The organism is Streptomyces sp. CNZ301 (assembly GCF_004217425.1).
This window is the reverse complement of the sequence record NZ_SHLG01000001.1, coordinates 2946190-2959914: the sequence shown is the minus strand read 5'-3', so window position 1 is coordinate 2959914 and position 13725 is coordinate 2946190. Positions and strand designations below refer to the sequence as shown.

At 72.0% G+C, this 13725-nt stretch carries 11 protein-coding genes; 4 read left to right on the top strand and 7 right to left on the bottom strand.

Going from position 1 to position 13725, the window contains the following annotated elements; genetic code table 11:
- Position 1 precedes the first annotated feature (1 nt).
- From EV375_RS12600 to EV375_RS12575, 6 genes are all read right to left on the bottom strand, one after another.
- Positions 2–865: a hypothetical protein gene (locus tag EV375_RS12600; protein ID WP_130299523.1), complete on the bottom strand. Its 864-nt coding sequence runs from the start codon at positions 863–865 to the stop codon at positions 2–4.
- A 198-nt stretch (positions 866–1063) separates the two neighbouring features.
- Positions 1064–2809, bottom strand: a complete 1746-nt coding sequence (locus tag EV375_RS12595; RefSeq protein ID WP_207228088.1) for a thiamine pyrophosphate-binding protein — start codon at positions 2807–2809, stop codon at positions 1064–1066.
- Positions 2806–4200 carry an MFS transporter gene (locus EV375_RS12590; protein WP_130299522.1) on the bottom strand — a complete coding sequence of 465 codons (1395 nt, stop codon included), beginning with the start codon at positions 4198–4200 and terminating at the stop codon, positions 2806–2808. The genes EV375_RS12595 and EV375_RS12590 overlap by 4 nt, the downstream gene beginning before the upstream one ends.
- Positions 4197–5879 carry an amidohydrolase gene (locus tag EV375_RS12585; protein WP_130299521.1) on the bottom strand — a complete coding sequence of 561 codons (1683 nt, stop codon included), beginning with the start codon at positions 5877–5879 and terminating at the stop codon, positions 4197–4199. The genes EV375_RS12590 and EV375_RS12585 overlap by 4 nt, the downstream gene beginning before the upstream one ends.
- Positions 5880–5980: 101 nt before the next feature.
- Positions 5981–7678 carry an urease subunit alpha gene (locus tag EV375_RS12580; RefSeq protein ID WP_130299520.1) on the bottom strand — a complete coding sequence of 566 codons (1698 nt, stop codon included), beginning with the start codon at positions 7676–7678 and terminating at the stop codon, positions 5981–5983.
- Positions 7675–8274, bottom strand: coding sequence for an urease subunit gamma (locus EV375_RS12575; protein ID WP_130299519.1), 600 nt, complete (start codon positions 8272–8274; stop codon positions 7675–7677). Before EV375_RS12575 ends, EV375_RS12580 begins: the two co-directional genes overlap by 4 nt.
- Positions 8275–8395: 121 nt before the next feature.
- Between EV375_RS12575 and EV375_RS12570 the strand changes: the two genes are divergently transcribed.
- Complete coding sequence (locus tag EV375_RS12570; RefSeq protein ID WP_130299518.1) at positions 8396–9592, top strand: helix-turn-helix domain-containing protein; 1197 nt, start codon at positions 8396–8398, stop codon at positions 9590–9592.
- A 54-nt stretch (positions 9593–9646) separates the two neighbouring features.
- On the opposite strand, the gene EV375_RS12565 is transcribed toward EV375_RS12570, so the two are convergent.
- A complete protein-coding gene (locus EV375_RS12565) occupies positions 9647–9832 on the bottom strand; it encodes a DUF6104 family protein (RefSeq protein WP_130299517.1) in 186 nt (61 codons plus the stop codon).
- A gap of 138 nt (positions 9833–9970) precedes the next feature.
- Here EV375_RS12565 and EV375_RS12560 point away from each other — a divergent pair, with 138 nt between their 5' ends.
- The 3 genes from EV375_RS12560 (at position 9971) to EV375_RS12550 (ending at position 13720) form a co-directional block, all read left to right on the top strand.
- Positions 9971–10366, top strand: a complete 396-nt coding sequence (locus EV375_RS12560) for a CU044_2847 family protein (RefSeq protein WP_130299516.1) — start codon at positions 9971–9973, stop codon at positions 10364–10366.
- A gap of 149 nt (positions 10367–10515) precedes the next feature.
- Positions 10516–12642, top strand: coding sequence for a VMAP-C domain-containing protein (locus EV375_RS12555; protein ID WP_165434724.1), 2127 nt, complete (start codon positions 10516–10518; stop codon positions 12640–12642).
- Between the two features lie 70 nt (positions 12643–12712).
- Positions 12713–13720: an AAA family ATPase gene (locus tag EV375_RS12550; RefSeq protein ID WP_130299514.1), complete on the top strand. Its 1008-nt coding sequence runs from the start codon at positions 12713–12715 to the stop codon at positions 13718–13720.
- Positions 13721–13725 lie beyond the last annotated feature (5 nt).

The following is a 13725-nucleotide window of genomic DNA, read 5'->3' as shown; positions in this document are numbered from 1 at the left end:
GTCAGACGTCCTTGCTGAGGAGGAGGTCCTCGTCGTCGTGGAGGGGTGCCGCGCGCCGCAGAAGGGCGATGGAGCCCGAGACGCTGCTGGCCCGCAGCCGGCCGCCGCCGGTGCCGAGCCTGCCCTTCACCTTCTTCGCGCCCCACTGCCCCTCGACCTGCAGTTCGTCGAAGGCGCTGGAGACGCCGCCGCTCGCGGTGCTCACCTCCACGGTGGCGTCCACGGGGTCCGACAGCCGGAGGGCGACCTCGCCGGAGACCGTGCCCAGCGCGATGTCCGTCTCCGCGTTGCCACCGGCGGTGTCCAGGTCGAGGATCATGGAGCCGCTGACCGAGTCGGCCCTGACGGCGGGGCGGCCGTCGATGACTGTCAGGTCGCCGGAGACGGAGTTGAAGCCGACGCTTCCGGTGAGGCCCTGGGTCTCGACGTTGCCGGAGACGGTCTCGGCGCGGACCGGTCCGCCGATCCCGACGAGGGTGGTGTCGCCACTGACTCCGCGCACGTCCGTACGGCCCGTGACGCCGGAGACGAAGGCGCTCGCTCCGACGACGCCGACGGAGAGCCTTGCCTGTGCTGGCACGGAGACCGAGACGACCGCGTGGCGGTTCCATCCCTTGCGGTCCAGCCACTTGAGGAAGCCCTGCCAGGGCACGTCTTCGTAGGCGACGACCAGTGAGCCGCCCTTGCGCGTCACGGTGAGCGGTGGGCCCTCCACCTCTCCGATCTCGACGCGGGCGCCGGGCTCGCCGGTGCCGACGATGTTGACGCTGCCGCCCACGATGCGTACCTGGAGCGATTCGATGGGCTCGTCGATCCGGAGGGTCTGCGGCTCGGAGATCGACCAAGAGGAGCGTTCGGCGGGCACGGCGGCCTCCCGGGTAGGCGTACGGCGGCGGTGAGCGCGAACGACGCCGCGGCCCGTCACCGGAGGCAACGGCAGACAGCGACATATCGCGTTCACCGAGGAACACGATATGTCGTGTGTGGGCCGGGAGGCAAGCACGCGTGCGCACGAGCTCCGCCCCGCCTGCCGTCAGGGTGCCCGGTCGCTTCCGGGACGGGGTCACCGGGGCCCGCCGGCCTCCCGGGCGGCCTGTTCGCGGAGGGAGGCGACCGTCATGCCGGGGGCGAGACGGCCCTCGGAAGGACGCAGGGCGATCAACGCGGCCCTTCCCGCCCGGCAGTTGACGAGAGCGCGCTCCAGGGCCGAAGCGAACTCCTCGGTGGCGCAGACCGTTTCGCCGTGGGCGCCGAACGCACGGGCGTACGCGGCGAAGTCCGGATTGACCAGGTCGGTACCGCTGACCCGCCCGGGGTGGGCGAGTTCCTGGTGCTTGCGGATCGTCCCGTAGGTGCCGTTGTCGACGACGACGATCAGCGGTGCCGCCCCCTCGGCGAGGCCGGTGGAGAGCTCCTGGCCGTTCATCAGGAAGCAGCCGTCGCCCGCGAAGGTGACGACCTGACGTCCGGGCATCGTGACGGCGGCGGCCACGCCCGCGGGGAGGCCGTATCCCATCGAGCCGTTGCGGGGGGCGAGTTGGCGCATGCCGTCCCGGTAGGTGAGGAAACGCTGCGCCCAGAGCGCGTAGTTGCCGGCGCCGAACGTGACGACGGCGTCCGCGTCGAGCCGCGCGTCGAGCGTCGCGAACACGGCCCCGAGATCGAGGGGTTCGGGGTCGTGCAGCGGGCGGCGGAACTCCATATGCGCGGCGCGGTCCGCCCGGGTGGTCTCTGCCCAGGCGACGGGCCCGGCGGGCCGGAGCCCCGCGACGGCCCTGGCGAACGCGGCCGGTGAGGCGAGGACTGTGAGGTCGCAGCGGTGCCAGGCGCCGGGCGGCGGCCAGTCTGGAAGCACATGCACGATCCGCCGGGAGACACCAGGTTCCGGTTCCTCCGGCCGGTCCAGCCGCGTGTAGCCGTCGGTGGTGACGTCGCCGGGGGCGGCGCCGACACAGATCAGCAGGTCGGCCGAGCCGAGCCGTTCGGCGAGTGCGGTGGAGCGTCCGTAGCCCAGATTCCCCGCGAAGATGTCGCTGTCCCCGGGAATCAGGTCCTGGCAGCGGAAGTCGACGGCCACCGGCAGCGACCACGCCTCGGCCCAGGCCCGCACGTCCCTGCGTGCGTCCTCGGTCCACCGGCTGCCGCCCAGCACCACGAGCGGACGGACGGCCTGCGCCAACAGCGCTTCCAGCGAGTCGAGTTGATCCGGGGAGACCGCGCCTTCGGGCACCGGGAGCGGTTGTGCGTCCGCCACGTACGCCGTGTCGGTGAGCATGTCCTCCGGCAGCCCGACGACCACCGGCCCGGGTCTGCCGCCCGCCGCGACGGCGAAGGCACGGGCCGTGATCTCCGGGAGGCGCGCCGCCTCGTCGGCCGTCTCCACGAGCTTGGCGTGCGCGCCGAACGTGCCGCGCAGATCGAACTCCTGGAATCCGGCGCGGCCGGTATGGCCGCGCGGCACCAGGCCGACGAAGAGGACCAGGGGCGTCGCGTCCTGGTCGGCGGTGTGCAGTGCCACCAGTGCGTTGGCCGCGCCGGGGCCGCGGGTGGTGAAGCAGACGCCGGGCCGGCCGGTGAGCTTGCCCGTGGCCTCGGCCATGTACGCGGCGCCGCCTTCCTGGCGGCACACGACCATCCGCACGGAGGAGTCGTGCAGTGCGTCCAGGACCTCGAGATAGCTCTCGCCCGGCACCCCGAAGACCGTTCCGACGCCGTGCGCCGCGAGCTGGTCGACGAGTATCCGCCCGCCGGTGCGCGGGAGTTGTTCTTCCTGCTGCATCTGTTCCTGCTGCTGTTGTCCCTGTGTCACGCGATGGCCTTCGACGTCTCGTGCTGCTTGCTCGGGTCGTGGCCCAGACGCCGCTCCAGCTGCGGACCGGCGAGATACGAGCCGACCGCGGTGCACGCGGCGATGAGGATCAGCAGCAGCGCCGCGCTCCACGAGGTGCCGCCGGACAGCCCCAGCAGCGAGGCGGCCGCCAGCGGGACGAAGCCGGACAGCACGCCCGCCAGGTTGTACGACATGGCGACGGCGCTGTAGCGGAAGTTCTCGGGGAACATCCCGGAGACGACGGCACCGATCGGGGCGTACGGGATGGATATGGCGCCGATGCCCAGCGCGACACCGAGCACGACGAGCGGTGTGCTCTTCGTGTCGACGAGCCAGAACGTGGGGAAGGCCGCGAGCACGGAGACGATGCCGCCCACCACGCACACCTTCCACGGGCCCACCCGGTTGGCGATCCGGCCGCCCGCCACGAGCACGCCGATCTCGACGACCGCACCGACGAGCGTCGCGTTGAGCATCACCGACTTGTCCAAACCGAGCTGTTCGGTGCCGTAGGAGATGATGAAGGTCGTCAGCAGGAAGAAGCCGCCGATGCCGAGGAACGCGGCGGCGATCCCGATGAGGATGCGTCCCCAGGTGCGGCGGAAGGCCTCGACCAGGGGGGCGGGCGGCGGTCCGTTCTTCTCGCTCTCGGCCATCATCGCCCGGAAGACGGGGGACTCCTCGATCCGCAGCCGCATGTACAGGGCGACGAAGAGCAGCACGAAGGCGAACAGGAACGGTATCCGCCAGCCCCAGGAGTAGAACGCCGCGTCGGGCAGCATCCCCACCAGCGCGAAGGCGCCGCTGGAGAGCAACGTGCCGACAGGGGAGCCGAGTTGGGGGACCGCGGAGTAACTGCCGTGCTTCTCGCGGGGAGTGTGCTCCAACGTCAGCAGCATCGCGCCGCTCCACTCGCCGCCCACGGAGATGCCCTGCAGGAACCGGAGCGTCGCCAGCAGCGCCGGCGCCCAGATCCCGATGGTGCCGTAGCCGGGCAGCAGCCCGATGCAGCCGGTCGTGACGCCCATCAGCACGACGGTCATGATCAGGGCCGTGCGCCGCCCGTACCGGTCTCCGATGTGCCCGAATATGGCGGCGCCGACAGGCCGGGCGACGAAGCCGACCGCGAAGGTGATGAACGAGGCGATCGTGCCGACGGCCGGATCGAGGCTCGGGAAGAAGAGCTTGTTGAAGACGAGGGCCGCGGCGGTGCCGTAGAGGAAGTAGTCGTACCACTCGAGCGCGGTGCCGATGAAGGCGGCCGACAGCAGCCGCTTGATGTCGGCGGTGCTCGCGGTCCTCCCGGCAGGTGCGGTCTGTGCGGACGGGGAGGGAGACGGGGACGGGGGAGGGGGAGGTGAGGTGCTCATGCGGTCTCCTCGGGGACGGTGACCAGACAGTGCGGATCGTGGGCGGCGTCACCGCCGACGGCGGTGGCGAGGACGCTGATGGCGCCGATGCGGTCGGCGTCCGTCTTGAGGGGGTCGGCGTCGAGCACGGCGAAGTCGGCGAGCATGCCGGGCCGCAGCCGGCCCTTGGTGCCCGCGGCGCCCGTGGCGCGGGCCGACCCGACCGTCCAGGCACGCAGCGCGCTCTCGGCGTGCACACGTTCGTCCGGGCCGAAGGGCGCGCCCGAATCGGTCAGCCGGCGCACCATGGCCTCGATGGCGGGCAGCGGCGCACCGGGGGCTACGGGCCGGTCGGAGGACCCGGGAACGCTCAGGCCGAGGTCGAGGAACGAGCGGAGCCGGTACGTCCAACCGGTGCGTTCCGGGCCGAGGTTGGCGGCCATCGCGTCGCCGAAGGCCGCGAGGAAGTTGTGCTGCGGCACGGGTACGACGCCGAGTTCGGCGAAGCGGCGCAGCTGCTCGGGCCGGACGATCCCGGCGTGCTCGATGCGGTGGATCACGTCGGGGCGGGGATGTTCGCGCTGTGCGCGCTCGTAGGTGTCGAGGGCCAGATCGACGGCACGGTCGCCGATCGCGTGCGCGGCGACGCTCCAGCCGGCGCGGTGCGCGGCCAGTACGAGGCCGGTCATCGAGCCGGGGTCCTCCTGGAAGTAGCCCGTCTGCCGCTCGTCGCCGGCGCCCGGGGCGTGGCCGCAGCCGCAGAAGGGTTCCGTGACGGCCGCGGTACGGCCCAGGAGCGAGCCGTCCAGGAAGATCTTCACCGGGCCGATGGACAGCCGGTCGTCTCCGAGGCCGGTGCGCAGCCCGAGGTCGAGTCCCCTCGTGATGCCGTCGCCCGGGTGTGCCCCGGCCAGCGGGTGCAGCACGTCGGAGGCGATCATCAACTGGGCGCGCGCGTTCAGTCTCCCGGTGTCCAGGGCGAGTTGGTAGGCGGCCAGTTCCACGGGCGTCTGCCCGATCCAGCCGCCGCCGATGCCCGCCTCGGTGAAGCTGGTGATGCCTTCGGCGAGGTAGCGGCGGGTCGCGGCCTGGACGGCGTCGGCGACGGTCTCGACCGGGTACGGAAGCACCTGGTCCTGCGCGAGCTGTTGCGCGGTCTCCTCCAGGAGGCCGTCGGGACGGCCGTCCGCGTCGCGGGAGACGACCCCGCCGACGGGTGCCTCGAATCCGGGGTCCAGCGCCCCGGCGCGCCGCAGCACTTCGGTGCTGACGTAACACAGGTGCCCCGAGTTGTGCTTGAGCCATACGGGGCGCCCTCCGGCCGCCCGGTCGAGGGCCTCGCGGTGGGGGCGGCCGCCGGTCCTGTGGTGGTCGAGGCCGGCGCCGAGGACCCAGGCGCCCTCGGGCAGGGTCCGCGCGTGGCGGCCGACCGCGGCGTAGACCTCGTCCAGCGAGCGGGCGGTGGACAGGTCGAGCTGGGAGAGCGTGAGCCCGTACCAGGCGGTGTGGCAGTGGGCGTCGTTGAACCCGGGCACCACGGTGGCGCCGCCGGCCTCCAGTACGCGGTGGGCGCGCAGCCCCTCGATCTCCTCGTCCAGGCCGACGACGCGGCCGTGCAGCACGCCCATGTTCCGCGCCGCGGGGCGGTCCTCGTCCAGGGTGACGATGTTCGCGTCCCGGACGATCAGATCAAGTCGCATGCGTGGGTGCTCCGTACTCCTCTTCTCGGTTCTCCCGCCCCCGTACCGGGGGTCTGCGCCGGGGGGTCTCGGGCCCGCCCGACGGCCGGGCCGTGGTGCGTTCAGGCCAGATGGTGCAGCTGGGCCAGGGGGACTGCGGTGGCGGCTTCCGTCGCGGCGGGTTCGCCGTCGACGAGGACGGGCCCCGCGGAGCGGGGCACTTCGACACGTGGCGTCGCCGTGTTGTGCAGCATGTCGGCGCGCGAGAGGCCGCGGCTGTTCCGCACGGACGCGTAACGCAGCCCGCCCGGAAGGGAGTTGCGCGCGCTCCTGTCCTCCAGGGCCTCCGTGCCGACGAAGACCCGTGCGAGCTGTGAGGCCGCGTCGCCGAGCGCGCCGTAGTACGGGCGGTACGTGCGGGGCTGGGTCAGCCGCGTCGAGCCGGAACCCGATCCGGTGTTGCCCCACGCCACGAAGCCGCTCTTGATGACGAGTTCGGGCTTGGTGCCGAACCAGGCCGGATGCCAGAGCACGATGTCCGCGAGCTGTCCGGGTGCCACGCTGCCGACCTCGTGCGAAATGCCGTGCGCCACCGCCGGGTTGAGCGTGATCTTCGCCAGGTAGCGCAGCACCCGTTCGTTCGCGCGGTGTCCGGCGCCGCTCTCCCCGCAGCGCGCGGCCTGGAGATGGGCGAGCTGCCATGTGCGGCGCACGGTCTCGGCGATCCTGCCCATGCCCATCGAGTCGGAGTTGACGATGCTGATCGCGCCGAGGTCGTGGAGCGAGTTCTCGGCGGCGATGGCGTGAGCCCGTATGCGCCCCTTGGAGATCTCCACGTCGCTCTCGATGTGGTGGTTCTGCCGGTGGACGGTCATCGTCATCGGGAAGAGTTCGTCGACGGTGTTGACCGTGTAGGGAACGGTCGGAGTCGTCGAGGAGGGCAGGATGTTCGCCTCGGAGAGGATCTCCAGCAGATCGGGGTGACCGCCTCCGCCCTCCACGTGGTACGCGTGCACGGTGCGTCCGCGCGTCGCCCCGATGGTGTCGCGCAGATAACCGGACTCGTTCATCGAGTCGGTGTGCAGGGCCACCGGCAGATCGGCCTGCTCGGCCGCGCCGAGGCAGGTGTCGACGATGCGCGGAGTCGCCCCGAAATCCTCGTGGATCTTGAAGCCGCCGGCGCCCGCCAGCACGATCTCGTCCAGCAGCGTGCGCGAACTCGACGAACCCCGCGCCAGGAACGCCACGTTGAGCGGCGTGCCACGCCAGGCGCTCATCAGCGTGTGCAGGTTCCGGGCCGGATTGCAGCCGATCTCCCACATGCCGCCCAGGCCCATGCCGACGACCGTCGTCACGCCCGCCGACAGCGCCGCGGGTGCGATCTCCGGTGAGGAGAGGTGCACATGGCTGTCGACGATGCCAGGCGTGGCCAGCAGCCCTTCGCCGGGGACCATCGAGGTGTGGGAGTCCACGGCGAAGCCGTCGGAGGCGGCACCCGTGGTGTTGTGGCCGCCCGCGCCGCCGACCGACACGACGCGCCCGTCCTTCACGCCGATGTCCGTCTTGCGCACGCCGAGCCGGGGGTCGAGCAGCACCACGTTGGTGATGATCATGTCGAGTGCCGAGTCGCGGTCCGAGCGCGGCGAGGCGAGCAGCCCGTCGCGCACGGTCTTGCCGCAGCCGCCGAGCAGTTCGTCGCCCGGGGTGCCGTCGTCCGTCTCGACCTCGACCCACAGGCCCGTGTCGCCGAGCCGTATCCGGTCGCCCGTCGTCGGGCCGTAGAGCGCGTTGTAGGTGCGCCGCTCGACGTGGGTGCTCATGGACGTGCCTCCACCAGTTCGACTTCCCGCTCGCCGCCGGGTTCGAAGACGAGCGCGGTGCCCGCGGGGATGTCCAGCCGCATGCCGGAGGCCGCCTCGCGGTCGAAGTGCAGTGCCTCGTTGGTCTCGTCGAGCGGATAGTGCGAGGAGACGTACACGGCGCGGTCGCCCGTGTTCCGCACGGTCAGCCGCAGCGTCCGCCGCCCCTCGTTGATCCGTACGGGCTCGGGCGCCGTACGGACGGCACCCGGGGCCTCGGCCCGGCCCGCGTCCGTGCTCCCGTCGCTCGCGGGCGGCCGGATCGGGGCGTCGACGGCGACCAGGGCGGTGCCGCTCGGGAAGAGCGCCTCGACCTGGACGGTGGGCACCATCGCGGCGACCCCCTCCATCACGTCGTCCTCGGTGAGGACCGCACGCCCGGCCGCGATCACCTCGTCCATGGCCATCCCGTCCCACGCCGCCTCCAGGACCTCGTCGCAGATGAGGGCGATGGCCTCGGGGGCGTTGAGGCGGCGGCCGCGGGCGCGGCGCCGGCGCGCGAGTTCCGCGACGGTGAACAGCTGGAGCCGTTCCTTCTCGCGAGGGGTCAGATGCACTGTCGGAGCCTCCGGGATCGACCGGGCGGTCGGGGGACGCGAGCGATCGACCCAGGATTGCTTGCGGTGCGCGGAAGACCAACGTTGAAGTATCGCGGACCTGAGCGTCACAATTGTGCATGTGCACAGTCAGCCGGACCCGTCGGCCGCCGCCCCGCATCCCCGCGCGGCCGAACTCGCCGTGGAGTGCCTCACGAGCATCGACAGCCTGCTGGGCGACTGGCTGGAGACCGTACGGCCGCTGCGCGAGAACTACGCCGACTCCGTCCCCGACGACGACTTCCGCGAGACCGCGGTCCAGGCGTTCGAACTGCTGCTGCGCACCGTCGCCGAACTGCCCGTGCCCGCGCAGCTCGCCGGGATCTCCGAGCGCATCGGCGAGCGGCGGGCCCGCCAGGGCGTACCCCTCGACTCGCTTCTCGCCGCGGCCCGTCTGGACTTCCGGGTCGTGTGGGCCGCGCTCGTCGCCCGCGCCGACGACGAGGACAAGGTGCTGCTCGTCGCCTCCGCCTACCACGTCTGGGAGGCGGTGGAGGCGCACGTCACCGGCATCATGACGGCCTACCAGCGCACGGTGCTGGAGATGGGGCGGCAGCGCGAGGACGAGCGGCGGCTGTGGTTCGACCGGCTCCTGGAGAGCGGAGGCCGCAACCCCACCGTGGTCCGCGACGCCGGCCTGGCACTCGGCTTCGTGCCCGCCGGCCGATTCCTGTGTGCCGCAGCGCCCCCGGGGCCCGGGCCGGGCGAGGGCCTGCACGGCGCGGCCGCCGCGCTGCGCTCCGCCGGTGCCACGCTCCAGCGGCAGACGGTCTCCTCGGCGGCGCTGCTGGTCGTCCAACTGGGGCCGCGCGTCACCGAGGAGACCGTGCTCGCGGGGCTGGAGCGCGTGCCGTGCGGGGTCTCACCCGTGGCGGACGGCCTCGCATCCGTGCCCCGGGCGGTCGAGTTGGCCACCGCCGCGGTGCGGGCGCTGCCCGACTCGGCGCCGGGGCCGCTGCGCCTGGCCGACGCGTGGCTGGACGTACTGGTCAACCGGGCCGGCCACTTCGCCGCACACCTGGCGGACGACGTGCTCGGCGGCCTGACGGGCGACGCGGCGCCGCCCGCCGAGACGGAACGGCTGCTGCACACCGTCCGGGTGCACCTGGCCGGAAGCGGCTCCATCGCGGAGACCGCGAGGGCGCTCTACTGCCACCGCAACACCGTCCAGCAGCGCTTCACCCGCCTCTGCGAGCTGACCGGACGCGACATCCGCCGCCCCGAGGACGCGGCGCTCCTGGCGCTCGCGCTGCGGGCACGGGAGAACGGGGAGAGGTAGCGAGGGGCGAGAGGGGGCCGGGAGGGGTGCCGGGGCTCAGCCGTGTGCGTGTGCTCAGTCGTCGTCCTCGTCCTCGTCGTCGAGTCGCGCCAGCCACGTCGCCAGACGCTCGACGGGGATCTCGAAGTCCGGGTTGAGGTCCACGAAGGTCCGCAGCTGGTCCGCCAGCCACTCGAAGGTGAACTCCTCCTCCCCGCGCCTGCTGCTCAGCTCTTCGATGCCGCGGTCGGTGAAGTACAAGGAGCGCTCCTGGAAACGGGGGACGGTGCGGCCCCAAGATTATCGGCGGCAGACCGTCCGCCCGCGCGACGGGCAGATCCAGCGTGGAGACGGGCAGAACCAGCTGGAGACGGGCAGAACCAGCATGGAGGGGGACCTGTGGAACGGGGCATCCAGGAGATCGAACTGCCGGGCGGCGAGAAGGTCCTCGCGTCCGTCCGTGTCCTGCAGCCGGGGCGGCTGCCCGGCCCGGACGGTGCGGCAGTGGAGTCCGAGTTCGAGGACATGGCGGCACCGGACCGCCTCGGCGGAAGGGTCGAACGGCTCAACGAACTTGTCAGCGGGGTCGGTTCGACCGTGCTGGAGGCCGCACGGTCCGCCCGCCCGGACGAGGTGAGCGCCACGTTCGGCATCGAGGTCATGGCCAAACCGGGCAGGGCCGTCGCCGTGCTCGCCGATGGCGAGGTGAAGGGCGCGATCTCCGTGACCCTCACATGGAAGCGGCCCGAACACCACGGAGAAGAGGGGGCAGATTCCCAGGCGCAAGGACAGTAATCTTGTCCCCCATACGCCTCAGGCAGGAGGAACCGGGGGACGGGGGTGGCGATGGTCGGCGTCTTCAGCGGCCGGGCCGGGACATGGGCTGACCGGCTGCCGGGCAGGGGAGCACGAACCGGTCTGCTGCCGTGCGCCATGCGTGTCTCGTGAGCGCCGTCGGGAGCGCCGTGCGCTCAGCTGTCGTACGGATTGGTGCACCCGGCGAAGGGTATGCCGTCGAAGACGACGGCCCGCGTGGGGAGTTCTGGGGCAGTGGCTTCTTCATCGCACCGGGCTGGCTTCTGACGAGCGCGCACGTGGTGGCCAAGGGGAGGGGTGCCGTGTGGAGGGGTGAGCGCGTCATCGGCATCACGCTGGAGTCGGGTGAGAAGCTCACCGGGCAACTGGCCTGCGCACTTCCCGGCCCGACGGGCGCCGAGGACGGGTCCGCACCGTGGGACGACCCCGACCTCGCTCTGGTGCGGGTTCCGGAGGCCACACATGCCGGCCGCCCCGACTGCCTCTGGTTGAGCGACCGTTCGGCACTCAGCTCGCCCAGCGTGGAGCTGTTCGGCTATGCGTCGGGGATGACCCCCGGATCGCTGGAGCCCGTCCAGGTGCCGGGAGGAGCCGCTGCCTCCTGCGCCACGGGGGCTATGACCCTGGAGGGCGCGGGTCTGCGGCCGGGATGCTCCGGCGGTCCGGTGGTGGACCCCGGCCGGGGCAGCGTCATCGGAGTCATCAAGGGGCGCACGCGGGACGGCACGAGCGCACGGGCCACCCCGATCACCGCGCTGCGCCGGTTCTGCGATGCGGGATCGCAGGAGCGGGAGGTGCTTCAGGAGGCGCTGCGGGCCCACGACCGGCACCATCTGAAGTGCTTCGTCCGATTCGGCTGGAGCTGGCCCAGGGAGCAGTACGACCTGGGGAAGCGACAGGACCCGGCGGGGTACGTCAGCGGCTTCCACGCTCATGACCGTGCCGAACTCTTCGGGCACTTCGCCGAGTTGCCTCCGCCCGGAAGCTGCGGCGAGGTGCTGGAGATGGTGGAGAAGGCTCTGCGCGGAGTGCTCCGTGAAGCACCCTGGCTCGACGTGCACTCACCGCGCAGCTGGCGGGACGGGGTCGGGCTGCTCTACGACGAGCACGACGGCCGGCCCACCGGCGGCGAGAGCAGCCGCGACCGGGAACGGGCCGCGGTGGTGCTGTACTCGGCCATGGTGTCCCGGACGGTTTCCGCACGCCACGGTGCCGCAGTGCCGCGGCAGCGCGGGCCCGCCGATCCCGAGGCGAAGGCCCTGGCACAACCGGCCGAGCCGGTCGGCGAGTTGGAGGCCTGGGTCAGAAGGGCCGCGGTCAGCCTGCCGAACGGCATCATCCGGGAGCGCGTGCACGAGATCCTGGCGGGCCCGGAACCCCGGGGCCCGCGCACCGCTTACGCCGACGTGCTGGTGGAGATCGACCCCGATCTCTACGGCACACATCCCTGGCGGATCAAGCTCGTGCACGAGGACGGGCAGGTCACGCCGGTGCGGCAGAGCGAGACCGGTGTGCCCCGTACCGAACTGGAGCAGGACATCCGTGCCGCCCTCGCGGATGCCCTGGGCAAGGGCGACTTCGGCGACCATCTGGCCGCCGTCGACTTCAGGCTGCCGCGTGCGCTGTTCGACGAACCCGTGGAGATGTGGCGCGCCAGGGTGGCGGCCCCCGACGAGAGGTTCAGTCCGCACACGCAGCCGCTCGGCTACCGGCGCACCGTCGCACTGCGCGACCACGACCGGTGGAAGGGGGAGCACATCTCGGAGTGGCACAAGCGCTGGGGCGTCATCAGGAAGGGGCGCCTGGAGCGGGTTCCGCTGTGCGCGGACTCCGTCGGCCGAGGCCACTCCCACGCGTCCCCGGAGAGCAGGGAGGCAGCGTTCGTCCGGCTGAACATGGCCGCGGCTGACGCGGTGGCCGTGCACTGCGCGCGAGCAGGCAGCGGTGCGGCGGTGCTCGCGATGGATGTGGCGTTGGGCGCGGGCTATCCGGTGGCCCTGTGGCGGCGCTGCGACGAACGGCACACGGACTGCGCGGAGTTCCACACGGGCGTCGCCGAACTGCTCCGATCGGCGGGCCCCGACGGCGGACCCGACAGCCTGCGCCAGCGGGTCCGCGAACTGCGCAACCGGAATGCGGACCCCGGCGTCTCCCATCCCGATTCGGCCTGGGCCGGACAGCTCGTTCTCCTCTACGATCCGCCGCAGGGACCGCGGAGCCACGAACCGCTCCGCGAACCGGCACAACGCTCCTAGCCAGGCACCCGCGCACGACCGACGGACACGGCCACAACGACCCGACAAGGACGAGCACGAGGAGCCCACAGTGAGCGATTGGCGGATCTACCGCGGTGCGGGGCTTCCGCACGACGGCGTGCGGCGGTTACCGGACCCGCCGCCCTGGAGGGACTTCACCCTCTCGGGCGGCTCCGGCGACGCGGCCCGACGGCTCGGCGTGCAGCGGCAGTTGGTCGAGAGCCTCCATCCCCGCCCGGAAGAGGTCGAGGCAGTCAACGCCGCTCTGTACCTGCGCCGCCCCCTGCTGATCACGGGCAATCCCGGCACCGGCAAGTCGACGCTCGCCCACGCTGTCGCGTACGAGCTGAATCTCGGACGGGTGCTGCGCTGGCCCATCGTGAGCCGCACAGCTCTCCAGGAGGGGCTCTACCACTACGACGCCATCGGCCGCCTCCAGGACGTACAACTGGACAGGGCCGTCGACGGGGAGCGTGCCGAACGGCCCCCCATCGGGTCGTACATCAGGCTGGGTCCGCTGGGCACCGCGCTGCTGCCGCACCCGGACGGCGAAGAAGGGCTCCCGCGGGTCCTGCTCGTCGACGAGCTCGACAAGAGCGACATCGACCTTCCGAACGACCTTCTGAACGTGCTCGAGGACGGCGAGTTCAGGATCCCGGAGCTGGAGCGCAGCGCGGACCGTGAGCCGGTGACCGAAGTGCTCACGGACGACGGCCAGAAGGCCACCGTGACCGGCGGGCGCGTCCGCTGCACCACTTTCCCCTTCATCGTCCTCACCTCCAACGGCGAACGTGACTTCCCGGCGGCGCTGTTGCGACGGTGCATCCAGCTCGAACTGAAGCCGCCCACCGACGAACAGCTCACCGCCATGGTCACCGCCCATCTGGGCGAGGAAGCACTGGAGGAGGGGCAGGAGTACATCCAGCGTTTCCTGCAACGCGACCCGGGCCAGGTCGTCGCCACCGACCAGCTCCTCAACGCCCTGTTCCTGACGCAGCGGGCAGCCGGCGCGGAGCGGGTGACGCGCAGCCGCCTCGCCGAGCTGCTGCTGCGCCCGCTGGACCGTGGCCCGAGGTGATGGGC

Coding starts and splice junctions, on each gene's coding strand:
- EV375_RS12590 (WP_130299522.1), bottom strand. CDS start 4,200: ATGAGCACCTCACCTCCCCCTCCCCCGTCCCCGTCTCCCTCCCCGTCC.
- EV375_RS12585 (WP_130299521.1), bottom strand. CDS start 5,879: ATGCGACTTGATCTGATCGTCCGGGACGCGAACATCGTCACCCTGGAC.
- EV375_RS12580 (WP_130299520.1), bottom strand. CDS start 7,678: ATGAGCACCCACGTCGAGCGGCGCACCTACAACGCGCTCTACGGCCCG.